Here is a 24,006-nt window from a genome sequence, read left to right as displayed (position 1 = left end):
GCTCCCCCCTATTTGCGGCTCGCGAGCCCCTCAAAGATGTCCACCGGCCGGTCGTCCTCGTCAAAGGTCTCCACGTCCAAGGCCAGGGCCTGAAGCTCCTTCACAAGAACGCGGAAGGACTCGGGCACGCTGGGCTCGGGGACATCCTCCCCTTTGATGATGGCCTCGTAGGCGGCGTTCCTCCCCTCGATGTCGTCGGACTTGAGGGTGAGCATCTCCTGCAAAGTGTGGGCCGCCCCGTAGGCCTCCAAGGCCCAGACCTCCATCTCCCCAAAGCGCTGGCCGCCGAACTGGGCCTTCCCACCCAAAGGCTGCTGGGTGATGAGGGAGTAGGGGCCGGTGGAACGGGCGTGCATCTTGTCCTCCACCATGTGGTAGAGCTTCATGATGAACATCTGGCCCACCACGATGGGCCCCTCAATGGGCTCCCCGCTTCGGCCGTCGTAGAGGACCACCTTCCCCTGGAGGAAGAGCTCCTTAAGCTGCTCCTCGGGGCTTTTTCCCCTCGAGACCAGGCCCAGCTTGGCCGCCCGCTCCAAGACCTCCTTCTCCCGCTTGTCCACCCCGAAGCCCTCCTCGAGGCGGCGGTTCCAGTAGACCTCGAAGGCCTCGGCCAGAAGGGCCTTGATCTCGGGCTCCGTGGCCCCGTCAAACACGGGGGAGATGTACTTCTGGTTCAGGACGTACCCCGCCAAGCCCAGATGGGTCTCCAGGATCTGTCCCAGGTTCATCCGGCTGGGCACCCCCAGGGGGTTGAGGAGGATGTCCACCGGGGTCCCATCCGGCAGGTGGGGCATGTCCTCCGGGGGAAGGATCTTGGCCACCACGCCCTTGTTCCCGTGGCGGTTGGCCAGCTTGTCCCCCACCTGGAGCTTCCGCTTCTGGGCCACATACACCCGGACCATCTCCCGCACCCCGGGCTTCAGCTCCACCCCGGGGTCACCCCGGCGGAGGCGGAGGGTGCGGACCACGATCCCCCCTTCCCCGGGGGGAACCCGGAGGGAGGTGTCCTTCACATCCCGGGCCTTCTCCCCGAAGATGGAGCGCAAAAGCCGCTCCTCGGGGGAGGGCTCGGTCTCGCCCTTGAAGCTGGTGCGGCCCACCAGGATATCCCCCGGCTTGACCTCGGCCCCGATGCGGACGATTCCCTCCTCGTCTAGGTCGCGCAAAGCCGCCTCCCCCAGGTTGGGGATGTCCCGGGTGATCCGCTCAGGGCCCAGCTTGGTGTCCCGGGCCTCGATCTCGTAGCGCTCGATGTGGATGGAGGTGTAAAAGTCGCGGCGGAGGAGGTCTTCGTTGATGACGATGGCGTCCTCGAAGTTGTACCCGTCAAAGGGCATGATGGCCACCAAAACGTTCTGGCCCAGGGCCAAGAAGCCGTTTTCCGCCGCGGGGCCGTCCGCGAGGAGGTCTCCCCTCTTTACCTTCTGACCCACGCTGACCCGGGGCCGCTGGTCCAAGGCCGTCCCCTGGTTGGAGCGGACGAAGCGGCGGAGGAGGTACTCCCTCACCTGCCCCTCCCCCCGGACCACGATCCGGCTCCCGTCCACATGGGTCACCTCGCCGTCCAGATCGGAGTAAACCGCAGAGAGGGAGTCCCGAACCACCCGCTCCTCCAGGCCGGTCATGACCACCGGGGCCTCGGCACGGATCAAAGGGACCGCCTGGACCTGCATGTTGGAACCCATCAGGGCTCGGTTGGCGTCGTCGTGCTCGAGGAAGGGGATGAGGTTGGTGTTCACGGAGAAGATCTGTCGGGGGGAGAGGTCCATGAACTCCACCTCCTCCGGCCGGACGATCACCGGCTCCCCCCGGCGGCGGGCCACCACCCGCTCGGCGGCGATGCGGTTTCCCTCCAAAGGGGTATTGGCCTGGGCGATGGTGTACCGGTCCTCCTGGGTGGCGGTCATGTAGACCACCTCGTCCGTGACCACCCCCTCCTTCACCCGGCGGTAGGGGGTGCGGATAAACCCCAGCTCGTCCACCCGGGCGTAGGCGGCCAAGGAGGTGATGAGGCCGATGTTCGCCCCCTCGGGGGTCTCCACCGGGCAGATGCGGCCGTAGTGGGTCCGGTGGACGTCCCGCACCTCAAACCCCGCCCGCTCCCGGGTAAGCCCTCCAGGGCCCAAAGCGGAGATCCGCCGCTTGTGGCGCAGGGAGGAAAGGGGGTTGGTCTCGTCCTTGAACTGGGAAAGCTGGCTCCGGCCGAAGAACTCCCGGATGGCGGCCTCTAGGGGACGGTTGTTGATGAGCTTGGCAGGGGTGGCGGTCTCGGGGCTTCCCATCACCATCCGCTCCCGCACCCCCCGGGCCAGCCGGGCCAGCCCCACGCGGAACTGGTCCGCCAGAAGCTCCCCCACGGTGCGGATGCGGCGGTTGCCCAGGTGGTCGATGTCGTCCACCTCATGCCCCGGCACCCCGGCGGTCAGGGCGAACAGGTAGCGCAAGGTGGGGAGGAAGACCTCGTCCTTGAACTCCCCGTCCTCAAACCGGGCCAGGGTCCGGCCGGAAAGGGCGATGCCCAGCTTCTCCTGGGCCTTGTACCGGCCCGCTTCCCCCAGGTCGTACCGCTTGGGATCGGAAAGGAGGGAGTGGAGGTAGGCCACCGCCTTGTCCCGCTTGGGCGGGTCGCCGGGCCTAAGGAGGGTGAAGAGCTTGAGGAGGGCCTCCTCCGGCCGCATGGAGAGGATGCCCTCGTCCAGAAGCCCCTGGACCAGGTCCCCGTAGGCCCCGAGTTCCCGCACCAGGGCCTCCTGGTCGTAGCCCAAGACCCTGAGGAGGAGGACCAGGGGGAATTTCCGCTTGTTCACCTTGACCGAGACCACCCCGGTGGGTTCGAACTCGAGGTCAATCCAGGGTCCCCGCTTGGGCAAAGGGATGATGCTGGCCACGAACCGGTCCGGGCGCAGGGGGTCTGGGGTGAAGTAGACCCCGGGGGAGCGGTGGATCTGGCTGACGATGACCCGGTCCGCCCCGTTGATGATGAAGGAGCCGTCCTCCGTCATCAGGGGGAGGTGGCCCAGGAAGACCTCGTCCTCTTTGATGAGGCCGGTGTCCTTGTGGATGAGCTGGAAGCGGGCGTACAGGGGGGCCTGGTAGGTCAGGTCCTTCTCCCGGCACTCCTCCACTGGGAAAAGGGGCTCCCCCAGGCGGTACTCGAGGAAGTCCAAAACCAAGCCGCCACGGCCCTTCTCCCCCTCCTCGATGGGAAAGGTCTCCCGAAACGCCGCCTGGATGCCGATATTCTCGCGTTTTTCAGGGGGGGTGTCCGGCTGGAGCGCCCGCCTAAAGGAGGCCACTTGGATTTCCGTCAAGGGGGGTAAGGGAATAACCTCTCGGATGCGACCGAACCGCTTAATCTCCATGTTCACCTCTTTTGGCTTTGGGCCGCCCGAGGTAAGCTAACAGGGTTCTTCCGCGGGAAGCCACGCTCCCCGCGGCGGCTGGCTCTTACCGTGCTCCCTTGGCCCGACCAAAGAGCACATCTTTCACTTTATCATAAAAAGGGAGGGTAAATCAAGCCCGCCCCCTTTCCACCCGCACCCGGATGCGCCCTTTCCGGGTGGACCCTAGGACCTCCAGGACCTTAAGCACCCCAAGCCCCTCCGCATACAGGACGTCCCCGGGGACGAGCTCGTCTTTAGGCGTAGCCATTCGGCCCCTAAGGCGCACCTTGCCCGCCTTTACCCCTTCTTGGAAATAGGTCCGGCTCACCCCGAAGCCCTTGGCCCCCACCGCATCCACCCGCAGGCTCGGCACCACCAGGGTCTGGACCCCCTCCTTGAGGGGCCTGAGCGCCCCCTCGGGCGGGGGTAGGAGGACGAGGCCCTGGGCCAGGAGGGCCTTTTCCGCCTCAGGAAGAAGGGCCACGAGAACACCCTCTTCCAGCTCCTCCACCTCCCCCACGTACGGGGAGGGTTCGGGAGGCTCCTCCAGATAGACCACCTTCACCGGGTCGGAAACGGAGGGGACCTCCTCGGGGTAGAGGACCGCGCACCGCCTTTCCGCCATGGGAAACCCACCAAAGAAGCTCACCTTAAGACCCTCCGAAGAGGCCATCTTGCGAAGCCAGTCCTGCTCTTGCGGCGAAAGAAAGGGGGTGCGGACCACCCTCCCTCCCCGGGCCTTTTGGATGTAGGCCTTAAGCGCCTCCATCACGCAAGGGCGAAGGTCAAGACCGCCGCCGCCCGCTCCTCCTCCCCCACCAAAGCCCGCACCCGGACCTTGCCGATCCTATGGCGGAAGAAGAGGAGCTCCCCCTCGAGGACGAGGGTATCCCCGGGATAGACGGGCTTTTTAAACCGGGCCTCCTCCACCCCCGCGAGGAAGGCCAAAGCCCCGGGCTCGAGCTCGGGCCTTTTGGCCAGGCTCGCCACCGCCGCCTGGGCCATGGCCTCCAAAAGGAGCACCCCCGGCATCACCGGATGGTCTGGGAAATGGCCCACGAAGTAGGGCTCGTTGTAGGTAACGTTCTTGAGGACGCGGAAGCGGGTCTCGTCGGCCTCCAAAACCCGGTCGATGAGGAGGAAGGGGTGGCGGTGGGGTAAAAGCTTCAGGATCTCCCGGATGTCCATACCCTACTTCTTCAAAACCTTGTCCAAGGAGAGGAGGGCATCCTCCAGAACGTGGATCATCTCCAAGGCCCTCCCCGTGCCCAGGGCCACCGCTTCAATGGGGTTTTCCGCCACCACCACCGGTACCCCGGTGGCCTCCTGCAGAGCCAGATCCAGGTTCTTGAGAAGCGCCCCGCCCCCGGTAAGGAGGATGCCCCGGTCGATGATGTCCGAGATCAGCTCAGGCGGGGTGGCCTCCAAAACCCCCTTCACCCCCTGGATGATCTTCTCCAGGGGCTCCTGCAAGGCCTCGGCTACGTCCTCCATCCCGATCTCCACCGTCTTGGGCAGGCCGGTGATCAGGTCCCGGCCCCGGATCTCCGCCACCTCCTTCTCCTCCTCAGGAAGGACCTTGGCCCGGCCGAGCTGGATCTTGAGCTCCTCCGCCGTTCTTTCGCCGATGAGGAGGTTGTGCTTCTGCCGGATGTGGCGGATGATGGCCTGGTCCATCTCGTTCCCCGCGATGCGGAGGCTTTCCGAGCGGACGATCCCCCCCAAGGAGATGACCGCGATGTCCGTGGAGCCCCCGCCGATGTCCACCACCATGCTCCCCGTGGGCTCGGCCACATTGATCCCCGCCCCAATGGCCGCGGCCAAGGGCTCCTCGATGAGGTAGACCTTGCTCGCCCCCGCCTCGGCCACCGCCTGGACCACCGCCCGGCGCTCCACGTCCGTCACCCCCGAGGGGACCCCCACCATCACCCGGGGCTTGAAGAAGCGGGCCGCGGGGGAAAGGACCTTTTTCAGGAAGAGGATGAGCATCTTCTCCGTGAGGCCGTAGTCCGCGATGACCCCGTCCTTTAAAGGCCGCACCGCGATGATATTCCCTGGGGTGCGGCCCAGCATCCGATAGGCCTCGGCCCCCACCGCCTTGACCTCCTTTTTGTCCTGGACCACCGCGATGACGGAAGGCTCCTTCAGGACGATCCCCTTCCCCCGCACGTAGATGAGGACGCTCGCCGTCCCCAGGTCGATCCCGATGTCCTCGCCCCTAAACATACCGCCCCATTCTATCAGCCCATCTGCAGCAGGGGTCCCCAGGCCTTGGAGCGGCCCTCCTCACCGCGCCACCTCCACCACCCGGGTCTCCCGCACCACCGTGACCTGGACCTGGCCCGGGTAGTTCATCTCTTGCTCGATCCTTCGGGCGATCTCCCGGGCCAAAAGGACCGCCTTGGCATCGGAGATCTGGTCGGGGCGGACGATGACCCGCACCTCCCGCCCCGCCTGGACCGCAAAGGCCTGCTCCACCCCGGGGAAGGAAAGGGCAATCTTCTCCAGGCTCTCCAGGCGCTGGAGGTACTCCTCCAAAGACTCCCGCCTGGCCCCGGGCCGGGCGGCGGAAAGGGCATCCGCCGCGGAGACGATCACCGCGTACAGGGTCTTGGCGTTTTCCGGGTCGTGGTGGTGGGCGATGGCGTCTAGGACCTCCTCCCCCTCCCCGAAGCGCTTGGCCAGGGCCAGGCCAATCTCCACATGGGTCCCCTCCAGCTCCCGGTCCACGCTTTTGCCGATGTCGTGGAGGAGCCCCGCCCGGCGGGCCACCACCGGGTCCAGCCCCAGTTCCGCCGCCATGATTCCGGAAAGGTGGGCTACCTGGACCGAGTGCTTGAGGACGTTCTGGCCGTAGCTGGAACGGAAGTAAAGCCGGCCCAGAAGCTGGACGAGACCGGGCTTTAACCCCACCACCCCCGCCTCGAGGGCGGCCTCCTCCCCCTTCTCGTAAAGGAGGGTCTTCATCTCCTGCTTGGCCTTCTCCACCACCTCCTCGATGCGGCCTGGGTGGATGCGGCCGTCCTGCATGAGCTCCTCCAGGGCCATGCGGGCGATCTCCCGCCTTATGGGGTTGAAGCTGGAAAGGAGGACAGCCTCTGGGGTGTCGTCGATGATCAGATCCACACCGGTCAAGGCCTCAAAGGTGCGGATGTTCCTGCCTTCCCTTCCAATGATCCGGCCCTTCATGGCGTCGGAAGGGATGGGGACGACGCTCACCGCAAGCTGGGCCGCGGTCTCGGAGGCCTGGCGCTGCATGGCCTGGGCGAGGATCTTCTGGGCCTCCCGCTTGGCCTCGAGGCGGGCCTTTTCCAGAGCGGCCCGTACCCTTTGCGCCTTCTCCTCCTCCAGCTCCGCCTCCAGCCGCTCGAGGATCAGCCGCTGGGCCTCCTCCCGGGAAAGCCCAGCCACCTCCTGAAGTTTTTTCTCCACCTCCCTTTCCCGCTCTGAGATGGCCTTTTCCCGCTCCCAAAGGGCCTCCTCCTTGGACTTAAGCCGGGCCTCCGTCTCGGAAAGGCGCGCCTCGCGCAGGTCCAACCCCTCGGCCCTCTTGGAAAGCCGCTCCGCCTCCTTCTTGAGCTCCTCCCGCTCGGCCCTAAGCCGCTCCCGCTCCTCCTTGAGCTCCGCCTCCTGGACCCTGAGCCGCTCCTCCAGCCCCTTGAGCCGGGCCTCCGCCTCGGCCTGGCGGCGCCTTAAGAGCTCCTCCGCCTCCTGCAAGGTGCGCTCGCGCGTGGCCTGGGCCTCCTCCCGCAGGGCGCGGGCCTCCCGGCGGGCCACCTCCAGAAGCTCTTTGGCCTCCGCCTTGGCGGCCTCGAGGACCTCCTTGGCCTCGGCCCGGGCGGCCTCGAGGAGCCGCTTCTCCTCTAAAAGGGCAGCCTCCCCCGCCCTTCTCCTGAACACGAGGGCCCCGGCCAAGACGAGGGCCGTCAGGAGGAGGGCGATCTCCAAACCGCTCATCTACCCCTCCTCGTCGCTCGCTGCGAGGACCACCTGGCTCGCCCGCTCCAGAACCCGGGCGCGGATCTCCTCCACCAGGTCGGGCCGCTCCTTGAGGAACTCCGCGGCCTTTTCCTTGCCCTGGCCCAGGCGGATCTCCCCGTAAGAAAGCCAGCTTCCCGCCTTCTGAATGACCTCGGCGGCCACGGCCACGTTCACCAGGTCCATCAAGGGGTCCAGGCCACGGCCGAAGTAGATCTCCAGCTCCGCCTCCCGAAAGGGCGGGGCCAGCTTGTTCTTCACCACCTTGACCTTGACCTTGATCCCCACCGCCTCGTTCCCCTCCTTGATGGGGCCGCCGCTTTTGCGCACGTCCAACCGGACGGAGCTGTAGAACTTGAGGGCCCGTCCCCCCGGGGTGGTCTCGGGGTTGCCGTACATCACCCCCACCTTCTCCCGCACCTGGTTGATGAAGATCGCCGCGGTGTTGCTCTTGGAAAGGACGGCGGTGAGCTTCCGCAGGGCCTGGCTCATGAGCCGGGCCTGGAGGCCCACATGCGAATCCCCCATCTCTCCCTCGATCTCGGCCTTGGGGACCAAGGCGGCCACCGAGTCCACCACCACCACGTCCACCGCCCCCGAGCGGGCAAGGAGCTCCACGATCTCCAGAGCCTGCTCCCCCGTGTCCGGCTGGGAGACCAAAAGGTTCTCCACGTCCACCCCCAGCCTCGCCGCGTACTGGGGGTCCAGGGCGTGCTCCGCGTCTACAAAGGCGGCGAGCCCGCCCAGGCGCTGGGCCTGGGCGATGATGGTGAGGGCCAAGGTGGTCTTCCCTCCGGACTCGGGGCCGTAGATCTCGATCACCCGTCCCCGGGGAATCCCGCCGATGCCCAAGGCCAGGTCCAAAGCCAAAGAACCCGTAGGAATCACGTCTACTTGCTGCTTGGGCATCTCCCCAAGCCGCATGATGGCCCCCTTGCCGAACTCCTTCTCAATCGTCTTGAGGGCGTTTTCCAGAGCCTTTTTCTTCTCCTCGTTCATGTTCACCTCTTTTTCCAGGGGCACGGAGGAAGAACCTCTCGAGGATCCGGTACTCCGGCCCCGTGGGCTTTAACACAGACTGGACCAGGGCAAACTCCTCCACCAAGAACTCGAGGCCGAAGACCACGGGCCCCACCCTGGGGGCGGGCCCTTTCTTCCGGGCCAGGGTGATATGGGGGGCAAACGGCTTGGGATCTGGGCTTCCAGCCTTTGCCCGGAGCCCCTCGGCCAGAAGGGCGAACCCTTCCCCTTCCGCCTTGGCAAACCAGACCCGGGGAGAGCCCTCATTGGGGAAGTACCCGGTGCCCCGGATCCGGGCGGGGAACGGGGGCACGGCCTGGGCCAGACGGTGCCCCAGCTCCACCAGGTCTTTCACCGCCTCCTCGGGCACCTCTCCTAGGAAGAGGAGGGTGAGGTGAAGCTGATGGAGCGGGGTCTTTCTCCAACCCCTGAAGGGGTCCAGACGTTTCTGGGCCTCCGCCAGGGCCTTTTGCACCTCCAGAGGGGGGAAGACCGCGTAGAAGAGCCTCATGTCAGAAGAAGCGCCAAGGCCGCGTAGACCGACCGGAGCCGGATGACCTCCCGGGAGGAAGGGGGGAAGCGGTAGCGCCGCACCTCCACCCCCCCGGGGCCCGCCAAGGCCACATACACCGTACCCACCGGCTGGCCCTCCAAAGGGTCGGGCCCGGCCACACCGGTGGTGGAAAGCCCATAGGTGGCCCCCAGGCTCCTCCGGGCCGCCTCCGCCATGGCCCGGGCCGCCTCCTCGGAAACGGTCCGGTCTAAGAGGGCTTCCGGTACGCCAAAGCGGGCCTTGGCCCCTGGGGTATAGGATACCACACCCCCCAGGTAGACCTTGCTCGCCCCCGGCACCTTGGTGATCTCCGCCGCCAGAAGCCCCCCGGTCAGGCTCTCCATCGTGGCGAGGGTGGCCTCTTCCAAAAGGAGCCTCCTTTGCACCAAGGCGGCCATCGTCTCCCCCCCCTCGCCCCAGACCTCCTTGAGAAGCCGCCTCTTCACCCGGTCTGCCAACCGGTCGACCGCATCGGCCGGGCCCCTAAGGACCACCTCCACCCCGCTGGCCTTGGCGTAGGTGCCCACCTCCAACCCCTCCCTCGAGGCCTCAGGGAAAAGGTCTGCGATCCGCTCCACCAGATCCGACTCGCCGATGCCCCAGGTCTTTAAGACCCGCTCCTTGTAATCCCTCAAGGGCAGGCCCAAGGCGGGGAGGAGCTCCGCCCAGATGGGCCGCCACTCCGCGGGAGGCCCGGGCAGGAGGACCAGGTCCTTGCCCTCCCTCCTGACCCACCAGCCGGGGGCTGTACCCCGAGGGTTTTTCAAAAAGCGGGCCGAGGGGATGCGGAAGGCCTGCTTGCGGTTGGCCTCCGGCATCCTGCGGCCTCGGGATTGAAAAAAGGCCTCTATTTCCTCGAGCATCTCCTCGTCTAGGAAAAGCTCCTCCCCCAAGGCCATGGCCACCGCCTCCCGGGTGAGGTCATCCGGGGTGGGGCCAAGCCCACCGGAAAGGACCAAAAGCCGCGCCCTCGCCCAGGCCTCCCCCACCTCACGGGCCAAGGGCCCAAGCTCGTCCAAAACCCGGAGGGTGCGCTCCACCTTTAGGGCGTAGGGCTTGAGGCTTTTGGCGATCTCCGCCGTGTTGGTGTCCAGGGTCTCCCCGTACAGAAGCTCGGTGCCTACGCCTATAATCTCCGCCCGCTCCATCGGACCTCCCCGACAGGCACAAACCGCCCCTCCCCCGCGGAAAGCTCCGCTTTAAAGGGGACCTCCTTCCGCACCACCCCGCGGGCCCTCTTTCCCTCCACGCGCTTGAGCCGGCCCACCTCCCGCCCTTCTAAAAAGAGGGGGCCCAAGGGGGCTGGGCTTAAGACCTCCAGGTCCACCAGCCGGTGGTGCACCGCCTTTCCCTCGGTCCGGGCCATGATCTCCTGGCCCACGTAGCACCCCTTCCCCCGGTCCACCAGGGCCTCCAGGCCCCCCACCTGGGGGAGCTCCCCCTTGAGGTCCAAAAGGTGAGGCAGGCCCCGCTCCAGGGTGAACCGGGCCCAGTCCCCAGGGCCGAGCGCCTCCTGCGGGGCTTCCTCGAGCCATTCCTTCTCCAACGTCCAAAGGTAAAAAAGGGGCAGAAGCTCCAGCCTCACCTGATCAAAGACGATGTACCGCTGGAGCCTGGAAAAAAGCCCCTCCGGACTCCCCCAAGGGGCCAGGAGATAAGCCTCGGGGGTGGGAAAGAGGGTCGCCCCCTCCTCGAGCTGGCCCTTGGGGTTCAAGAACAAAAGGGGGGTGGGGCCCTCCAGACGGCGCACGTCCCGGGTGGTCTGGCCCTGGAGGAAGTCCCGGGCCTCGGGCCCCGAAAGCCGCACCACCCCTTGCTGGGCAAAGACCTCCATACCCCCATTATTGACCAAGGGGCTAGAAAAGCGGAGAATGGCCCTGGTGCGGTTTTTCTGGGGAAGCTTTCTAAGCCTCTTCCTCGTGGGAGTGATCGTGGCCGCCCCGGGGGCGGTTTTGCCCTACTGGCGGGCGGAGTTCGGCGTGGAGGAAGAGGTCTTTTTTTTCTTTATCGCCCTCTTTCTGGGGCTTGTCCTGGGCATCCGTCTGGCCCAGGGCAAAAACCGGCAACCCCTCTTCCCCATGGCCCTTATGCTCGTGGCCCTAGGGCTTGTCCTCTTGGCCTTAGCCCCAAGCTTCACCCTTTTGGTGGCGGCGGGCTTCGCCCTGGGCCTGGGGGAAGGGGTGACCAACCTTCACGGCAACAGCCTCGTGGGGGAGCTGTTCCCCACCCAAAGGGTTCAGCTTCTCAACCGGGTCAACGTGGCCTTCGGCCTGGGGGCGGTGGCCACCCCCCTTCTTCTTCTCCTCCTTTCCCCCAGGGTCTTTTTTCTCTTCTTCGCCCTGTTGGCCCTTATCGCCGCGGCCCTCGTGTGGCAGGCCCCATCGGTCAGGACCCTGCGCACCCAGGGGGGCAGGGGGCAGTTGCCCTTCCTCCTGGCCGCCTTTGTCTATACGGGCCTCGAGGGGAGCCTGGCCACCTGGGGCCGGGTCCACCTGGAACACCTGGGGTATGGCCTCGCCCTGGGGGGTGGCCTCCTTTCTCTCTATTGGGGGTTTTTAGCTCTCGGACGCCTCCTTCTGGCCCAAAGGGTGGCCGAGGCCCCTCTCCTCTGGCTCAGGCGCCTCCTCCTTCTGGCCCTGGGCGTTTTGGGCCTGGGGCTTCTGCCTCAGGCGGCCGCCCTCTTCCCCACTGCGGGCGTCTTTCTGGGGCCGCTTTTCGCCACTTTGTTCGCCCTGGTCCAGGCCCGCTTCGGCCACCAGGCCCTGGGGGGGCTTTTATACGCGGGGGCGGCCGGAAGCACCCTGGTCCCCGCCCTTTTCGCCCACCTCCCCCAAGAAGGCCTTCCCCTGGGGTTTGTAGCCCTGGCCCTCCTCCTCTACGCCCTGGTAAGCTTGCTCCGGTGAAGGCGCTTCTTTTGGATCTGGACGGAACCCTGGCGGACACCGACCCCCTGCACCGGATGGCCTGGGCAGAGGTGCTAAGGCCCTACGGGATCCGGGTGGACCCCGCCTTTTACCGGGAGCACATCTCGGGAAGGCTTAACCCGGAGATCGTGCGGGACCTCCTGGGCCTGGAAGGCGAGGAGGCCAAGCGGCTCATAGAGGGCAAGGAGGCCCTTTTCCGGGAGCTTGCCCAAAACCTAGAGCCCACCCCAGGCCTCGAGGAGCTCCTCCACTGGGTGAAAAAAAGGGGTCTCGCCTGGGGCGTGGTCACCAACGCGCCCCGGGAAAACGCCCTGCACGTGCTAAAGGCCCTGGGGCTTGTCCCCTCCCTCCTCGTCCTCGCCGAGGAGGTGGGCCGGGGCAAGCCCGATCCTCTGCCTTACCGGTTGGCTTTGGAGCACCTGGGGATCGCGCCCGAGGAGGCCTTGGCCTTTGAGGACTCCCCTTCCGGAGTCAAAAGCGCCGTACAGGCGGGAATCCCCACCCTCGGCCTCCTCACGGGCCACCTCGAGGAGGCTCTAAAAGCCAGCGGGGCCCGGGCGGTGGTCCGGGATTTTCGGGAAGCTCTGGCCCACCTGGAAAACGGGCAGGTCTGGGTTCAATAGCCATAACGGGCAAGGATGGCCTCATCGAGGCCAACCTCCGCCAGGTCCTCCCAGTAGAGCCACCCCTCCCGGAAGGGGGGAAAGGGGAAGGGGTCCTCTAGGACCTTAAGGTGGAAGGCCAGCTCGCTGGGCTCGGTCACCCCCTTTTGAAAGGCCATCAGGGCGGAGTGGTAGGCCCCAAGGCCGCTTTGGGCCTGGCTTCCCACCATGGCCCTTTTGCCCTTTTCCCGGGCCAGGGCGAGCATCTTTAGGGTCCAGGTAAAGCCGGTCCGGGCGGGTTTGAGGTTCAAGACATCAAAGGTGTCCAGGTAAAGCTCCCGCCTCAGGTCTTTGGGCGTCAAGACCGAGTCGTCGGCGATGATGGGGAGGATCCTTTCCGCCTTCAGGCGCACCCGCGCGGGGACCTCCTCAATGGGGAGAGGCTCCTCCACGTACAAAAGCCCCGCCTCCTTCCAGGCTTTCAGGTAGTCGCGGGCGGTTTCCGGGGTGAGGGTCTCGTTGGCATCCGCATAGAGCTCCACATCCGGGAAGGCTTCCTTAAGCCTCTGGATGCGGACCAGGTCACCCCTAAGGTCCCGGCCCACCTTCACCTTGAAGACCCGCACCCCCTTTTGGTAGGCAAACCGGGCATCCTCCAGCGCCTCTTCCTCGCCGGCGATGCCCAGGATGTAGGCCACCCGGACCCGGTGCCGGGCCGGGGGAAAAACCTGGGGCAGGGTCTGGCCCTGGCTCCTCGCCCAGGCCTCCCAAAGGGCGATGTCGATCGCCCCCTTGAGGGCGAAGTTGTAGGGGAGGCCCTCCAAAGCCTCCTGGACCGCCTCCGTCTCCTCCACCTCCAAGCCCTTCAGCCTGGGCCTTAAGTACTCCAAAGCGGCCAGCGCCCCCTCTAGGGTCTCCCCATAGATGGTGGGCCGGATGGCGACTTCCGCGTGGCCCAGGCTTCCATCCGAAAGCTCGGCCGTAAGGAGCAGGTGGGAAAGCTCCGAAAGCTCGGAAAACCGCCCCCACCGGAGGGGGGCCCGCAGGGGCAGACGGTAGGGCCTTGCCCGAAGGTCCAGGATGGTCGCCATAGCTACAGTTTAAGGAAGTGCCGGATGGCTTCCGCCTCCTCCTTGGGCGAGAGGGCCTCGGTGTTGAGGATCAAGGCCCTGGGGTGGCCCGCCAAAAGGCGCAAAGGCCCTTCGGGGTCGTAGTTCTTCTTTTCCTCGGCCACGATCTTGAGCTTGGCCAAGACCTCCTCCCAAGGGGCCAGACTCAAGGCCTCCTCGAGCTCCTCCTGGGAAAGAACCCCCTCGGCCAGGCTGCGGAGGGCCTCGAGCTCCTTCGGATCCAGGCCCACCCGGTCAAAGGCGTCCTGCCGGCTTAAGAGCCGCTTTAGCCGGGTGGACTCCCGGGCATGGAGGACCACGAACCAGGCCTTGGGCAGGTGCTCAAGGGCATAGGCCACCTCCTTCTCCCCCCGGAGGCCGTCAAAGAGGAGGAGGGGGTGGGGCTGGGCATACCCCCGGGCCAGAACCTCGGCTACCCCCCCGGGGAACTCCTCCCGGAAGCGGCGGGTGAGGCGGAAGCGCTCCTCCCGAGGAAGAGGGGGTTTGGCCCCGTACCGGGGGAGGACGTACTCGTCCACCAACGCCCGGCGGTCGGGAAGCTGGGGAAGGCCCAGGGCCTTGACCAGGGTGCTCTTCCCCACCCCGGTGAGCCCCACCAGGATCAAAAGGTCCAGCTCCTTCACCGGGGCGAGCCCCGGGGCTTCCTCCAAAGAGAAGACCGCCATAGGGGGGATTCTACGGTATCATCTAGGGCATGCGGTGGGTGAGCGCGCTGTTCCTTTTAAGCCTGGCCCTGGCCCAGGGGCCCGCGTATCCGGAAAACACCCTGGGCCTTACATACGCCCCGGACGGAGGCCGCTTCTTCCTGCAAGGAAGCGCGGCCCTTCCCTTTACCCCTTTGGGCATAGACACCGGCCTCGAGGCCCAACTCCTCCTCTCGGGGTCCCCCTCGGCCTACGCCCTTTTTAAGGCCAACCTCTTCCCCGGCCTCGTCCTCAGGGACCTCTACACCGCAGTGGGGGTGGGGCTGGACCTGCGCTGGCCCCTGGGGGTTCACCTTGGGCCCTTGGTCTCCTTTGAGCTGCCCGGAAGCGTCCTCTGGCTTTCCGGAGGGGTAGGCTACCAGGCGGGCCTCCACCTGGCCTATGGGGCCGGACTTAGGGTTTACCTGGACCCCTTGGCCGTGGAGGTGAGCGCCACCGACCGCTACCCCTTTGCCCTAAGCCTCCTTTACCTGTGGTGAAGCGGGACCTCCTTGCCCACCTAGCCTTTTCCGCGCCCGCCTTGGGGCTTTTGGGGCTGTTCGTCCTCTACCCCTTTTTGGATGTGATTCGGTTTTCTACCTGGGACTGGTCCGGCCTCTCCGAACCAAAGCCCATAGGCCTGGAAAACTACCGCCGCCTCCTCGCCGACCCAGCCTTTTACCAAAGCCTCCTGGTCACGCTGAAGTTCCTGCTCCTGGCCCTCCCCACCTTTATCCTCCTCTCCTTGGCTTTGGCGGTGGCCCTGGAGGGCACGATGTACGAACGCCCGGTCAAAGCCCTGTTGTTCCTCCCCGGCCTGGTGACCCTGGGCGGGGCCGCGCTGAGCTGGTACACGCTCTTCACCCCGGAGTACGGAGCCCTTGCCACCTTCCTCCCCATTCCCCGCTGGGACCGGGAGGGGTTCTGGGCCCTCTTGATGGTCGTGGCCTTCACCCTCTGGCGGCACCTGGGCTATGGGGTCCTGGTGGCCTCGGCCCGGCTCAAGGCCATCCCGAAGGGACTCCTCGAGGCCGCCTATGTGGACGGGGCCACCCCTTGGCAGGCCTTCCGGTACGTCACCCTGCCCCTCCTGAGGCCCGCCGTGGCCTTCCTCAGCGTGGTGGGGACGATCCTGGCTTTTCAGGCCTACTCCGCCGTGTTCCTCCTGACCCGGGGAGGCCCTTACGGCGAGACCCGGGTTCTGGGGTACTACCTGTACGAGGCGGGGTTTGAAACCTTCCGGCTGGGCTACGCCGCAGCCTTGACCCTGGTCATCCTGGCCCTCACCTTCCTCTTCGCCTACGCCCAGCTCCGGCTGCTCAAGGAGGCGGAATGAGGCACCTCTTCGTCCTTCTGGTCGTGCTCTTCGTGGCCCTCCCCTTCCTGTGGATGGCCTACGCCGCCTTCATGCCCCAAGAGGCCGTCTACTCGGGGGAGGTGTTCTCCAAGATCGGCTTTACGCTGGACAACGTAAAAAGGCTGCAAAAAGAGGGGTTTTGGGAACGCCTCCTTTTCTCCTTGGGCCTTACGGGAGGCGTGGTCTTCCTCCAGCTCCTCCTGGGCTTCCTTGCCGCCTATGCCCTCCGGGGGGGGCTCAGGCTTCTCGCCGTTTACCTGATCTTGATGGCCATCCCTTCGGAGCTCCTCCTGGTGCCCCTTTACGGCCTCCTCAAGGGCCTCCGCCTTTTAGACCACCCTTTGGCCCTCGTCCTCCCCTTCGCGGTGAGCCCCTTCGTCATCTACCTTCTTTACCAGGCCTTAAAGGCCATTCCCGAGGAGCTCCTCGAGGCGGCCCGTCTGGACGGGGCAGGGCACGGGGTGCTTCTTTCTCACGTCCTCTTGCCCCTCCTCCGGCCCAGCCTGGTGGCCGCAGGGGTGCTCTCCTTCGCCGCCCACTGGAACCTGGTCCTCTACCCCCGCGTCATGGTCTCCGACCCCCGTTTTTGGACCATCCAGACCTGGCTCACCGACCTCCAGCGCAAATACCCCGTGGACTGGGGCCTCCTCTCCGCCGCCGCCCTTCTGAGCATCCTGCCCTTGGCCCTCCTCTACCTTTTCTTTGAACGGAGCATTGTCTCCACGTTTGAGGAGGGGCTGAAGGGGTGAGCCCTTGGCCCGCACCCTTGCCACCGGGGCTCAGCCTTCTTGCGGCCCGAACCGGGCCCAAAGGGCCTCGAGGCGGGCCCTCACCCTCTCCTCCCAACCCTCCCCAGTGGCCTCAAAAAGACGGAGGCCCTGTAGGCCCTCAGGCAGGTAGGGCTGGCGGAAACTCCCCTCCTTGTCCTCATGGTAGTAGGCGTACCCCTGGCCGTGGCCCATGGCCTTCATCAGGGCGGTGGGGGCGTTTTTGAGGTGCAGGGGAACCGGGGCCTCGGGATGGGCCAAAGCGGCCTCCTCCGCCTTCTGCCAGGCCCGGTAAAGGCTGTTGGACTTTGGGGCGAGGGCCAGATAAACCGCCGCCTCCACCAAAGCCAGCTCCCCTTCCGGGCTTCCCAGGGCCTCGTAAGCCTCCTTGGCCGCCACGGCCAACCTCAGGGCCTGAGGGTCGGCCAGGCCCACGTCCTCTGCAGCGATGCGGATGAGGCGGCGGGCCAGGTAAAGGGGGTCGGCCCCGCCCTTCACGAGCCGGGCCAGGTAGTACAAGGTGGCGTCCACATGGCTGCCCCGGATGGACTTGTGAAGGGCAGAGACCAGGTCATAAAACCCATCCCCCCAACGGTCCATGCCCGAAAGCGTGGCGCCCAGGGCAGACCGGACCACCTCCACACCAAGGCGGGGGGAGAGGCTCCTAGCCAGCTCCAAGGCGTTCAAGGCCCGCCGGGCATCCCCTTGGGCGGCCTCGGCCAGGAGGCGCAAGGCCGCCTCATCCTCCTCCAAGCCCAGGAGGTTAACCCCTCGGCGAAGCAGGGTGTAGACCTCCTCCGCCGAAAGGGGGTAAAGGGGAAAGAAGCGGAGCCTCGAGCGCAACGCAGGCCCCAGGGCAAAAGAGGGGTTTTCCGTGGTGGCCCCGATGAGGACGAGAAGGCCGGACTCGAGGTGGGGCAGAAGCGCATCCTGCTGGGCCTTACTGAACCGGTGGACCTCGTCCAGAAGGAGGACCGCCTGGCCGGTTTCCCTGGCTTTTTCCACCGCCTTTCTCACCTCTGCCACCCCGGCCTCCACCGCGGATAGCCGGAAAAGCGGAAGCCCCGCCCCCTGGGCCAAAAGGTGGGCCAAAGTGGTCTTCCCCGTCCCCGGGGGCCCGAAGAGGACCATGGAGGAAAGGGTTCCCTCCTCCAGCATCCGCCTCAAGGGGCGGCCCTCCCCCACCAGGTGGGCCTGGCCCACGAAGTCCTCGAGGCACCGGGGCCTGAGCCGCTCCGCCAGGGGTCTTCTGCCTTCCACCCCCTCATGGTAAACTCTCGGCAGATGCTCGGCCTCTTCCTTCTGCCCTGGGGCCTCCTCCTTCTGGGGCTGTTCCCTCTATACCGGGCGGTGGGGCTGGGGTGCCCCGACTGCGCCCAGGCCGGGGTCTACCCAGGGCTTCCCATCCTTTTGCAGGCCGTTCTCCTAGCCGGCGTTGGAAGTCTCTTTAGCCGGCTCCCCCTGGGGCCGAGGACCCGCTTCCTCTTGGTCTTAGGCCTGGGGCTTTTCGCCCTGGACCGGGGGTATGAAAGCGCCCTCCTTCTTTCCGGAAGCCCCCTCCCCCCCCTTGCCCCCTTGGGCGGGGTTCTGGGAGCAGGGGCCTTCGCCCTGGCCTTCTTCCAGGCCACCGGGCTGGAGGTCCCTCTTCTACCCCCGCTTCCGGCCTACACCCTTCCCTCCGGCCTGATGCAGAAGGAGGCGCTCTGGGCCTTGGAGGGAAGCCTCGAAGGCCTGGCGCGCAGGAGACCCCTCTTCCTCCTCTACCTCGTCACCGAGGCAGAGCCAGAGGCCCTGGTCAGGCTTCTAAGGAACCAGGACCTGGCCTTTGACCTAGGCCGGGGGGAGTACCTCATCCTTCTCCAAGGGGTCCAGCCCGAGGAGGCCATTGGTCTTTTGAAGCGGATTCAGGCCTACCTGCCCCTCCGGGCCCACGCGGTGGAGCGCTGGCAGAAGGAGCGCTTGCTCAAGGTCCTCCAGAGGCTCCGGGCGGAGGCCATGATCCAGGCCCCCTAGCGGTGTACCCGGCTCGGGGCCTACACCGCACACAGGTGTAGGCCTTTTCGATTTAACCTCCCCCCTCGGGTCCCCAGGGGAGCTAGCCTGGAGGCATGGAACAGGGTCAAGCCCTCAGCCAAGCCTGGCAGGAAGCCATGGAGACTTACGGGGAGAACGAGGAATAAGGGGATTCCAGGCCGGAGGGGGGGCCTCCCCCCTCCTTGACGCGTAAGGGGGGGGGCTGTAGAATCCGCCCTGGGCTCCACGCCCAAATGGGAGGAAGGTATGAGGCAAAAGGGCTTTTGGCTATTCATTGGCCTTCTTTTCCTATCCGCATGTTCGTCCAACCCCCCGGCGCCCCAAAGCCAAACCCCGGGGGGAGGCCAGGAGGCCCCAGTGCTAGGCCTAGAGGCCCCCGAGGCCATCCCCGGACGGTACATCGTCGTCTATAAGGAAAACGCGGGCGTTTTGCCCACGTTGGAAACCCTGAAGGCGGGCCTCGAGCCCGGGCTTCTTAGGCCCCAGGGTTTCGTGGCCCAGGCCCTGAAAACACTGGGCCTCGAGACGGCCCGGGTAGCCCAGGTCTACACCTCGGCCCTCCAAGGGATAGCCGCAGAACTTTCCCCAGAAGAGCTTTCCCGGCTCCGCAAGGACCCCCGGGTGGCCTACATAGAGGTGGATCAGGAGGTCCGGGCCTTCGCAGTGCAAAGCCCAGCCACCTGGGGCCTGGACCGGATTGACCAGCGGTACCTGCCCCTGGATGGAAGCTACACCTATACGGCTACGGGGGCTGGGGTGCACGCCTATGTGGTGGACACCGGGATCCGCCTAACCCACGTGGAGTTCACAGGCCGCATCGGAAATGGATACGACGCAATCACCCCAGGGGGAAACGCGAACGACTGTAACGGCCATGGCACCCACGTGGCGGGGACGATCGGGGGCAGCACCTACGGGGTGGCCAAGGGGGTGACCCTCCACCCGGTCCGGGTCTTGGACTGCAATGGCTCGGGCTCTAACTCGAGCGTCATCGCAGGCCTGGACTGGGTCACCCAGAACCACATCAAGCCCGCGGTGATCAATATGAGCCTGGGCGGTGGGGCCTCCAGCGCTTTGGATACGGCGGTCAACAACGCGATCAACGCCGGAGTGACCGTGGTGGTGGCCGCAGGGAACGATAACCGCGATGCCTGCCTCTACTCCCCTGCCCGGGTCAGTGCGGCCATCACCGTGGGGGCCACCACCTCCACGGACTACCGCGCCTCCTTCTCCAACTACGGAAGCTGCCTGGACCTCTTCGCACCCGGCCAGTCCATCACCTCGGCCTGGTACACCTCCGACACCGCGACGAACACCATCAGCGGCACCTCTATGGCCACCCCCCATGTGGCGGGCGCCGCAGCGCTCTACCTGGAGAAAAACCCCACCGCCACGCCCAGCCAGGTGGCCAGCGCCATCGTCGGCAACGCCACCACAGGGGTGGTTCAAAGCGCGGGAACAGGCTCTCCAAACCGTCTCCTTTACAGCATTTTCACCGGTGGCTCCTCTACGGAAACGTACACCGGGACGCTTACCGCTTCGGGTCAATCGGCATTCCACCCCAGCAGCTCAGGATTTAGCTACGCTGGCGGGACCCTAAGGGCCACCCTCTCTGGTCCTAGCAACGCGGACTTCGATCTTTACCTTGAGAAATACGCCAGTGGCGCCTGGCGGATCGTCGCCCGGTCGGAAAGCTACACGTCAAACGAAAGCATCACCTACTCTGCTTCCTCCGGCACCTACCGGTGGCGGGTTTACTCCTATAGCGGTTCAGGAAGCTATACCCTGACCGTTCAGAAGTAACCCTAAATACAAGGAAGGCGGTGTACCAGGTGTACACCGCCTTTTGACCTCCCTTGCCTCTCCAAGCGCTTCCTCCCTGAAGGGGCCAAAACCCGCTTGCGAAGCCGTAGGCTCTTTGGGGTGGCCTTCAGAAGCTCCCCGGGGGCGGAGACTCCAGGCTTCCTCCGGGCTGGACTTTTGGGGCGGAACGAGGCGGGGGTTTTCATCCGAACGGGCCGCCCGGAGGTTGGTAAGTTTCTTATTAATAATCCAGACATTCACATCCAGCTCGTTTGTCCGCACGTGCTCCCCCAGGATCATCCCCACATAGGCGGTTCGGGGATACACGAAGACCGTGGCCTCCCTCGAAGGAGGTCGCTCCGCCCGGCGTAGGATATAGGCATGGTGGTCTCCACCTTTTCCCTGGTGGCCCAGGACCCCGAGACCGGGGACCTGGGCGTGGCCGTGGCCAGCAAGTTCCTGGCGGTGGGGGCGGTGGTGCCCCACGCGGAAGCCGGTGTGGGGGCCGTCGCCACCCAGTCCTACGCCAATCCCCGGTTCGGGCCCCAGGGCCTGGCCCTTCTCCGGGAGGGCGCCAGTCCAGAAGGCGTCCTGGAGGCGTTCCGCCGCACCGACCCCGATCTGGAAAAGCGGCAGTTCGGCCTGGTGGCGGCCACGGGGGAGAGTCTTACCTTCACGGGCCAGGCGTGTCACCCTTGGGCAGGGGGCATTGCGGGGAAGGGGTACGCAGCCCAGGGCAACCTCCTCACGGGCCCCGAGGTGGTGGAGGCCATGGTGGAGGCCTTCCTCACGACCCCGGCCCCCTTCCCCGAGCGCCTCCTCCAGGCCCTGTACGCCGGGGAGAGGGCCGGGGGGGACCGGCGGGGGCGTCAGTCGGCGGCCCTTTTGGTGGTGGGCGAGAAGAAGGGCTACGGAGGGCTTTGGGACCGGTATATCGACCTCAGGGTGGACGACCACCCAGAGCCCATCCCCGAGCTCTTCCGGCTTCTATCCATTCACCGGCTCCTTTTCGGCAAGGGCAGCCCCCGGCCCCTAGGGGAGAAGGAAGTGCGTTGGATCCAGGAGCTTCTCCGGCGGGAAGGGGACTATCAAGGCGAGGTCACCGGCCGCTGGGACGAGGCCACAGAGGAGGCCTTCCTAAGGCTGATCGGCCGGGAGAACCTCGAGGAACGCTACCAGGGGGGAAGCCTGGTGGACGAAGAGGTTCTGGCCTACCTGAAGGAGCGGTTTGGATGAAGGTTCCGGGCGCGGGCGGGGTGGTCTTCAACTCCAAGGGGGAGGTCCTCCTCCTAAGGGACCGGATGGGGTGCTGGGTCTTTCCCAAAGGCCACCTCGAGGCTGGAGAAACCCCTGAGGAGGCTGCGGTGCGGGAGGTCTGGGAGGAGACAGGGATAAGGGGCCGGGTGGTCTTGGCCCTCCCCTCCACCACGTATGTGAACCGTAAGGGGATCCAGCGGGAGGTGCACTGGTTTCTGATGGAAGGGGAGGGCCGCCCCCGCCTGGAAGCAGGGATGGCTGGGGTAGGCTTCTTCTCCGTGGAGGAGGCCCGGAGGCTTCTGGCCTTCCCCGAGGATCTCAAACTTTTGGAGGTGGCCCTTGCTTTACGCCCTTGAGGAGAAGAAACCCCAGGTCCATCCTAGCGCTTTCATCGCCGAAAGCGCGGTGGTGGTGGGGGCGGTGGTGATCGAGGAAAACGCCTCGGTCTGGTTCCAGGCGGTGGTGCGGGGGGATCTGGAACAGGTGGTGGTGGGCCCAGGAAGCAATGTCCAAGACGGGGCGGTCCTTCACGCCGATCCGGGCTTTCCCTGCCTTCTGGGCCGCGGGGTGACCGTGGGGCACCGGGCGGTGGTCCATGGAGCGGTGGTGGAAGAGGGGGCGCTGATCGGCATTGGGGCGGTGGTGCTAAACGGGGCCCGCATTGGGAAGAACGCGGTGGTGGGGGCGGGGGCGGTGGTCCCGCCGGAAACGGAAATTCCTGAGGGGATGCTGGCCTTGGGGGTGCCCGCCCGGCCCGTACGCCCCACCGAGCCTCCCACGAACGCCCCCCGGTACCAGGCCCTGGCCCAGCGGTACAAAAGGATGCTCAGGCCTTGGGGAAGGCCCCTTAAGGTGCGGCTCACCCTGAGGGGGGAGGATGCCCTGAACCCCTTTAGCGACCTCCACCTCCGCCTCAAGCGGGAGGCCCCGGAAGCCCTTCTTCTCCTCAAGCAGATCGCCTCAGGCCAGGCAGGGCTTCTAGACCCCGAGGACCGGTTCATCCGGCGGCTTTTAAACGAGGGCCTTCTGGCGGAGGACTAGGTCCCAAGGTACAAACGCTTTCCCAAAAGAGGAGGAAGATGAAACGCAAGATGATTGAGCTGGAAGACACGGGGCTGACCTTTGAAACCGAGGTGGACCTCGAGCGCCTAAAGGGCCTGGCCCTGGACTGGCTCCGGACCATCGGGGAGGATCCAGGCCGGGAAGGCCTCCTAAAGACCCCGGAACGGGTGGCCAAGGCCTGGGCCTTCCTCACCCGGGGTTACCGGCAGAACCTGGAGGAGATCGTCAACGGGGCGGTCTTCCAAGCGGAGGGAAGCGAGGTGGTGGTGGTGAAGGGGATCGAGTTCTATTCCATGTGCGAGCACCATATGCTCCCCTTCTTCGGCCAGGTGCATGTCGGGTACATCCCGAATGGAAAGATCCTAGGCCTTTCCAAATTCGCCCGCATCGTGGACATGTTCGCCCGCCGCCTCCAGGTGCAAGAACGCCTGGCCCTCCAGGTGGCCCAGGCCATCCAGGAGGTCCTTTCCCCCAAGGGGGTGGGGGTGGTGGTGGAGGGGGTCCACCTCTGCATGATGATGCGGGGGGTAGAAAAACAGCACTCCCGGACCACCACGAGCGCCATGCTCGGTGTCTTTCGGGAGGACCAAAAGACCCGGGAGGAGTTCCTAAGCCTTATCCGCTAAATGCGAAACCGCTCGGCCCAGGACAGTATGCCTTTGTGGGCCCAAAAGGACTCGACCCGTTACGGCAGGGAGGCGCTAAGCGCTCAGGATTGTACCCCAGCGGAGGGGCCTCGCAGGCAAGGAGATCCCCCTCCTCCATGCCCCTAAGGCCGGTCATTTTCGAAGCAAATTCAAAAGAAGAGTGAGAAAAAGGCTTAAGAGCAAGGAAGAAACCAGGGGAATGTAGATCCGCACCCCCTCCCGCTCGATCCGGATATCCCCCGGAAGGTGGCCAAACCAGGAGAAGAGCTTGGGGAAGTACAAGAGCACAAGCCCCAGGACCAAGAGTAAACCCCCCAAAAAGACCAAGAGCTTACCGAGCTCCATCCTCCACCCCAAAGCGCGCGGTCAGCGCCGCCCCAAGCAGCCCTGCGTCCGCACCTAAAAGAGCCTTTTTCACCGGCGGGGCCTCCCAGCCCTCGAGGTAGCGGCGGTAGCTGGAAAGAAGCGCCTCCCAGTAGGCCCCCGGCGCGTTCAAGGCCACCCCGCCCCCTAGGACGAAGACCCCGGGGTCAAACGCCTTGACCAAGGAGGCCAGGGCCAGCCCCACGTAAAAGGCCGCCTGGAGGAGGATCCTTTTGGCCTTTTGCTCCTGCTCGGCCAAAGCGAAGACTTCGGGGACCGAGACCGCCCGCATAAAGGCGTACGAGGCCTCCCGCTCCAGGGCGCGGCCCCCGGCCAGGGCCTCGAGGCAGCCCTCCAGACCACACCCACACACCGGCCCCCCGGGAAGAAGGGTCATGTGGCCAAGCTCCCCCCCCTGGCCCCGCTCCCCCCTCAGGACC

At 65.8% G+C, this 24,006-nt stretch carries 26 protein-coding genes; 11 read left to right on the top strand and 15 right to left on the bottom strand.

The annotated features are described in order from the left end of the window. Positions 1-8: 8 nt before the first annotated feature. The 9 genes from rpoB to C4301_RS01415 form a co-directional block, all read right to left on the bottom strand. Complete coding sequence (gene rpoB / locus C4301_RS01455) at positions 9-3,365, bottom strand: DNA-directed RNA polymerase subunit beta (protein ID WP_352413347.1); 3,357 nt, start codon at positions 3,363-3,365, stop codon at positions 9-11. Between the two features lie 151 nt (positions 3,366-3,516). Next, entirely contained in the window at positions 3,517-4,155 is a 639-nt protein-coding gene (locus C4301_RS01450; RefSeq protein ID WP_352413346.1) for a S4 domain-containing protein, read from the bottom strand. Continuing rightward, complete coding sequence (fabZ, locus tag C4301_RS01445; protein WP_352413345.1) at positions 4,155-4,574, bottom strand: 3-hydroxyacyl-ACP dehydratase FabZ; 420 nt, start codon at positions 4,572-4,574, stop codon at positions 4,155-4,157. Before fabZ ends, C4301_RS01450 begins: the two co-directional genes overlap by 1 nt. A gap of 3 nt (positions 4,575-4,577) precedes the next feature. Beyond that, positions 4,578-5,612, bottom strand: coding sequence for a rod shape-determining protein (locus C4301_RS01440; RefSeq protein ID WP_352413344.1), 1,035 nt, complete (start codon positions 5,610-5,612; stop codon positions 4,578-4,580). A gap of 60 nt (positions 5,613-5,672) precedes the next feature. Then, positions 5,673-7,343 (bottom strand): ribonuclease Y, encoded by a 1,671-nt coding sequence (gene rny, locus C4301_RS01435; RefSeq protein ID WP_352413343.1) that lies wholly within the window; start codon positions 7,341-7,343, stop codon positions 5,673-5,675. Then, a complete protein-coding gene (gene recA, locus C4301_RS01430) occupies positions 7,344-8,363 on the bottom strand; it encodes a recombinase RecA (RefSeq protein WP_352413342.1) in 1,020 nt (339 codons plus the stop codon). Further along, positions 8,314-8,895 carry an RNA 2',3'-cyclic phosphodiesterase gene (gene thpR, locus C4301_RS01425; RefSeq protein WP_352413341.1) on the bottom strand — a complete coding sequence of 194 codons (582 nt, stop codon included), beginning with the start codon at positions 8,893-8,895 and terminating at the stop codon, positions 8,314-8,316. The genes recA and thpR overlap by 50 nt, the downstream gene beginning before the upstream one ends. Further along, positions 8,892-10,085: a CinA family nicotinamide mononucleotide deamidase-related protein gene (locus tag C4301_RS01420; protein WP_352413340.1), complete on the bottom strand. Its 1,194-nt coding sequence runs from the start codon at positions 10,083-10,085 to the stop codon at positions 8,892-8,894. The genes thpR and C4301_RS01420 overlap by 4 nt, the downstream gene beginning before the upstream one ends. Next, entirely contained in the window at positions 10,064-10,771 is a 708-nt protein-coding gene (locus tag C4301_RS01415; RefSeq protein WP_352413339.1) for a YgfZ family protein, read from the bottom strand. Before C4301_RS01415 ends, C4301_RS01420 begins: the two co-directional genes overlap by 22 nt. 37 nt (positions 10,772-10,808) lie before the next feature. On the opposite strand from C4301_RS01415, the gene C4301_RS01410 reads away from it, so the two are divergent. Further along, the gene (locus C4301_RS01410; protein ID WP_352413338.1) at positions 10,809-11,840 is read left to right on the top strand and encodes an MFS transporter; all 1,032 of its coding nucleotides are present in this window, start codon (positions 10,809-10,811) and stop codon (positions 11,838-11,840) included. Continuing rightward, positions 11,837-12,484, top strand: a complete 648-nt coding sequence (locus tag C4301_RS01405) for an HAD family hydrolase (protein ID WP_352413337.1) — start codon at positions 11,837-11,839, stop codon at positions 12,482-12,484. Before C4301_RS01410 ends, C4301_RS01405 begins: the two co-directional genes overlap by 4 nt. Here C4301_RS01405 and C4301_RS01400 read toward each other — a convergent pair. Next, positions 12,478-13,554 carry an enolase C-terminal domain-like protein gene (locus tag C4301_RS01400; RefSeq protein WP_352413336.1) on the bottom strand — a complete coding sequence of 359 codons (1,077 nt, stop codon included), beginning with the start codon at positions 13,552-13,554 and terminating at the stop codon, positions 12,478-12,480. The genes C4301_RS01405 and C4301_RS01400 overlap by 7 nt on opposite strands. 2 nt (positions 13,555-13,556) lie before the next feature. After that, the gene (locus C4301_RS01395; RefSeq protein ID WP_352413335.1) at positions 13,557-14,258 is read right to left on the bottom strand and encodes a DEAD/DEAH box helicase family protein; all 702 of its coding nucleotides are present in this window, start codon (positions 14,256-14,258) and stop codon (positions 13,557-13,559) included. A 29-nt stretch (positions 14,259-14,287) separates the two neighbouring features. On the opposite strand from C4301_RS01395, the gene C4301_RS01390 reads away from it, so the two are divergent. The 3 genes from C4301_RS01390 to C4301_RS01380 are packed head-to-tail and all read left to right on the top strand — an operon-like array spanning position 14,288 to position 16,382. Beyond that, the gene (locus C4301_RS01390) at positions 14,288-14,776 is read left to right on the top strand and encodes a bioflim formation protein (protein ID WP_352413334.1); all 489 of its coding nucleotides are present in this window, start codon (positions 14,288-14,290) and stop codon (positions 14,774-14,776) included. Further along, positions 14,773-15,612, top strand: a complete 840-nt coding sequence (locus C4301_RS01385) for a carbohydrate ABC transporter permease (RefSeq protein WP_352413333.1) — start codon at positions 14,773-14,775, stop codon at positions 15,610-15,612. Before C4301_RS01390 ends, C4301_RS01385 begins: the two co-directional genes overlap by 4 nt. Further along, a complete protein-coding gene (locus tag C4301_RS01380) occupies positions 15,609-16,382 on the top strand; it encodes a carbohydrate ABC transporter permease (RefSeq protein WP_352413332.1) in 774 nt (257 codons plus the stop codon). Before C4301_RS01385 ends, C4301_RS01380 begins: the two co-directional genes overlap by 4 nt. Before the next feature lie 30 nt (positions 16,383-16,412). Here C4301_RS01380 and C4301_RS01375 read toward each other — a convergent pair whose 3' ends face one another. Then, positions 16,413-17,660 (bottom strand): replication-associated recombination protein A, encoded by a 1,248-nt coding sequence (locus C4301_RS01375; protein ID WP_352413331.1) that lies wholly within the window; start codon positions 17,658-17,660, stop codon positions 16,413-16,415. Between the two features lie 24 nt (positions 17,661-17,684). Between C4301_RS01375 and C4301_RS01370 the strand changes: the two genes are divergently transcribed. Beyond that, positions 17,685-18,413 carry a hypothetical protein gene (locus C4301_RS01370; protein ID WP_352413330.1) on the top strand — a complete coding sequence of 243 codons (729 nt, stop codon included), beginning with the start codon at positions 17,685-17,687 and terminating at the stop codon, positions 18,411-18,413. A 267-nt stretch (positions 18,414-18,680) separates the two neighbouring features. Beyond that, positions 18,681-20,237, top strand: a complete 1,557-nt coding sequence (locus tag C4301_RS01365) for a S8 family peptidase (RefSeq protein ID WP_503012373.1) — start codon at positions 18,681-18,683, stop codon at positions 20,235-20,237. Here the strand turns inward: C4301_RS01365 and C4301_RS01360 are convergent. Beyond that, positions 20,205-20,537 (bottom strand): hypothetical protein, encoded by a 333-nt coding sequence (locus C4301_RS01360; RefSeq protein WP_503012372.1) that lies wholly within the window; start codon positions 20,535-20,537, stop codon positions 20,205-20,207. The genes C4301_RS01365 and C4301_RS01360 overlap by 33 nt on opposite strands. Before the next feature lie 81 nt (positions 20,538-20,618). On the opposite strand from C4301_RS01360, the gene C4301_RS01355 reads away from it, so the two are divergent. From C4301_RS01355 to folE, 4 genes are read left to right on the top strand one after another with little or no spacing between them, the layout of a single operon-like run. Continuing rightward, complete coding sequence (locus C4301_RS01355; RefSeq protein ID WP_352413328.1) at positions 20,619-21,473, top strand: DUF1028 domain-containing protein; 855 nt, start codon at positions 20,619-20,621, stop codon at positions 21,471-21,473. Beyond that, entirely contained in the window at positions 21,470-21,850 is a 381-nt protein-coding gene (locus C4301_RS01350; protein WP_352413327.1) for an NUDIX hydrolase, read from the top strand. The genes C4301_RS01355 and C4301_RS01350 overlap by 4 nt, the downstream gene beginning before the upstream one ends. Further along, complete coding sequence (locus tag C4301_RS01345; RefSeq protein WP_352413326.1) at positions 21,834-22,535, top strand: gamma carbonic anhydrase family protein; 702 nt, start codon at positions 21,834-21,836, stop codon at positions 22,533-22,535. The genes C4301_RS01350 and C4301_RS01345 overlap by 17 nt, the downstream gene beginning before the upstream one ends. 38 nt (positions 22,536-22,573) lie before the next feature. Beyond that, on the top strand, positions 22,574-23,182 hold the full coding sequence (folE, locus tag C4301_RS01340) for a GTP cyclohydrolase I FolE (protein WP_352413325.1): 609 nt from the start codon (positions 22,574-22,576) through the stop codon (positions 23,180-23,182). 153 nt (positions 23,183-23,335) lie between these two features. Here folE and C4301_RS01335 read toward each other — a convergent pair whose 3' ends face one another. After that, positions 23,336-23,548, bottom strand: a complete 213-nt coding sequence (locus C4301_RS01335) for a DUF2905 domain-containing protein (RefSeq protein ID WP_352413324.1) — start codon at positions 23,546-23,548, stop codon at positions 23,336-23,338. Beyond that, a partial coding sequence (locus C4301_RS01330) for an ROK family protein (RefSeq protein WP_352413323.1) occupies positions 23,535-24,006 on the bottom strand: 472 nt, incomplete at its 5' end. The genes C4301_RS01335 and C4301_RS01330, both read right to left, overlap by 14 nt.

Origin of the sequence: Thermus sp., assembly GCF_040290245.1 — a bacterium.
Classification (GTDB): Bacteria; Deinococcota; Deinococci; order Deinococcales; family Thermaceae; genus Thermus_A.
This window is presented reverse-complemented; position numbering and strand designations above follow the sequence as displayed.

Coding starts and splice junctions, on each gene's coding strand:
- rpoB (WP_352413347.1), bottom strand. CDS start 3,365: ATGGAGATTAAGCGGTTCGGTCGCATCCGAGAGGTTATTCCCTTACCC.
- C4301_RS01450 (WP_352413346.1), bottom strand. CDS start 4,155: ATGGAGGCGCTTAAGGCCTACATCCAAAAGGCCCGGGGAGGGAGGGTG.
- fabZ (WP_352413345.1), bottom strand. CDS start 4,574: ATGGACATCCGGGAGATCCTGAAGCTTTTACCCCACCGCCACCCCTTC.
- C4301_RS01440 (WP_352413344.1), bottom strand. CDS start 5,612: ATGTTTAGGGGCGAGGACATCGGGATCGACCTGGGGACGGCGAGCGTC.
- rny (WP_352413343.1), bottom strand. CDS start 7,343: ATGAGCGGTTTGGAGATCGCCCTCCTCCTGACGGCCCTCGTCTTGGCC.
- recA (WP_352413342.1), bottom strand. CDS start 8,363: ATGAACGAGGAGAAGAAAAAGGCTCTGGAAAACGCCCTCAAGACGATT.
- thpR (WP_352413341.1), bottom strand. CDS start 8,895: ATGAGGCTCTTCTACGCGGTCTTCCCCCCTCTGGAGGTGCAAAAGGCC.
- C4301_RS01420 (WP_352413340.1), bottom strand. CDS start 10,085: ATGGAGCGGGCGGAGATTATAGGCGTAGGCACCGAGCTTCTGTACGGG.
- C4301_RS01415 (WP_352413339.1), bottom strand. CDS start 10,771: ATGGAGGTCTTTGCCCAGCAAGGGGTGGTGCGGCTTTCGGGGCCCGAG.
- C4301_RS01410 (WP_352413338.1), top strand. CDS start 10,809: ATGGCCCTGGTGCGGTTTTTCTGGGGAAGCTTTCTAAGCCTCTTCCTC.
- C4301_RS01400 (WP_352413336.1), bottom strand. CDS start 13,554: ATGGCGACCATCCTGGACCTTCGGGCAAGGCCCTACCGTCTGCCCCTG.
- C4301_RS01395 (WP_352413335.1), bottom strand. CDS start 14,258: ATGGCGGTCTTCTCTTTGGAGGAAGCCCCGGGGCTCGCCCCGGTGAAG.
- C4301_RS01390 (WP_352413334.1), top strand. CDS start 14,288: ATGCGGTGGGTGAGCGCGCTGTTCCTTTTAAGCCTGGCCCTGGCCCAG.
- C4301_RS01380 (WP_352413332.1), top strand. CDS start 15,609: ATGAGGCACCTCTTCGTCCTTCTGGTCGTGCTCTTCGTGGCCCTCCCC.
- C4301_RS01370 (WP_352413330.1), top strand. CDS start 17,685: ATGCTCGGCCTCTTCCTTCTGCCCTGGGGCCTCCTCCTTCTGGGGCTG.
- C4301_RS01365 (WP_503012373.1), top strand. CDS start 18,681: ATGAGGCAAAAGGGCTTTTGGCTATTCATTGGCCTTCTTTTCCTATCC.
- C4301_RS01360 (WP_503012372.1), bottom strand. CDS start 20,537: ATGATCCTGGGGGAGCACGTGCGGACAAACGAGCTGGATGTGAATGTC.
- C4301_RS01355 (WP_352413328.1), top strand. CDS start 20,619: ATGGTGGTCTCCACCTTTTCCCTGGTGGCCCAGGACCCCGAGACCGGG.
- C4301_RS01350 (WP_352413327.1), top strand. CDS start 21,470: ATGAAGGTTCCGGGCGCGGGCGGGGTGGTCTTCAACTCCAAGGGGGAG.
- folE (WP_352413325.1), top strand. CDS start 22,574: ATGAAACGCAAGATGATTGAGCTGGAAGACACGGGGCTGACCTTTGAA.
- C4301_RS01335 (WP_352413324.1), bottom strand. CDS start 23,548: ATGGAGCTCGGTAAGCTCTTGGTCTTTTTGGGGGGTTTACTCTTGGTC.